Source organism: Acinetobacter sp. YH16038 (assembly GCF_013417275.1).
Classification (GTDB): Bacteria; Pseudomonadota; Gammaproteobacteria; order Pseudomonadales; family Moraxellaceae; genus Acinetobacter.
Genome location: NZ_VPEG01000177.1, coordinates 1 through 1,061, shown reverse-complemented (window position 1 = coordinate 1,061; position 1,061 = coordinate 1). Strand labels below are relative to the sequence as shown.

Sequence of the window (1,061 nt, the reverse complement as noted above, 5' to 3'; positions counted from 1 at the left end):
GCTGACGCACACCATCGCCCACCGGGTGGGTCGCTATCTGGAACGGCAAGGCCTGCTGGAACGGGATGTCGAAAACAGCTATCTGGCCTCGGATGCGGTGGATGACGACCCGATGACACCCCTGCTGGGGCACTCGATCACTTACCGTATCGCTGTCGGTTCACAGGCGGGGCGAAAGGTGTTCACTTTGCAAACTCTGCCGACCAGTGGTGATCCGTTCGGTGACGGGATTGGCAAGGTAGCCGGGTCCAGCCTGCACGCCGGCGTGGCGGCCAGGGCCGATGAACGCAAGAAGCTCGAACGGCTGTGCCGGTACATCAGCCGCCCGGCGGTATCCGAGAAGCGGCTGTCGTTAACACGAGGCGGCAACGTGCGCTACCAGCTCAAGACGCCGTACCGGGACGGCACCACGCACGTCATTTTCGAACCATTGGATTTCATTGCAAGGCTGGCCGCCCTGGTACCGAAGCCCAGAGTCAACCTAACCCGCTTCCACGGGGTGTTCGCACCCAACAGTCGGCACCGGGCGTTGGTCACGCCGGCAAAACGGGGCAGGGGCAACAAGGTCAGGGTGGCTGATGAACCGGCAACACCAGCACAACGGCGAGCGTCGATGACATGGGCGCAACGGCTCAAGCGTGTTTTCAATATCGACATCGAGACCTGCAGCGGCTGCGGCGGCGCCATGAAAGTCATCGCCTGCATTGAAGACCCTATAGTGATCAAGCAGATCCTTGATCACCTGAAGCACAAAGCCGAAACCAGCGGGACCAGGGCGTTACCCGAAAGCCGGGCGCCACCGGCTGAGCTGCTCCTGGGTCTGTTTGACTGACGAGCCTGAAGGCCAACGATACCAATCAAAATGCTGCGTTCACAGCGCCGCGGCAGGGATCCGCCGTGCTGGTTGTCGGAAAAGGAGCCGCTAGTGGGAAAGAGGAGGGTAAATTTTCAGCGTTGCTGGCTCCCCGTCAGCCGGATTGGGTTGCATCGCAGGGGTGTCGAAAGAGTCAACTGCGGTCCAAAGCTGTTGGACTTGGGTGAAAAGGGCGTTTATTCTTCCT

1 pseudogene is annotated in these 1,061 nt (G+C 60.5%); it reads left to right on the top strand.

Annotation, left to right across the window (positions count from 1 at the left end):
- Window positions 1-832: pseudogene (locus tag FTV34_RS17660) on the top strand (IS91-like element ISVsa3 family transposase); the annotation flags it as partial.
- Window positions 833-1,061 lie beyond the last annotated feature (229 nt).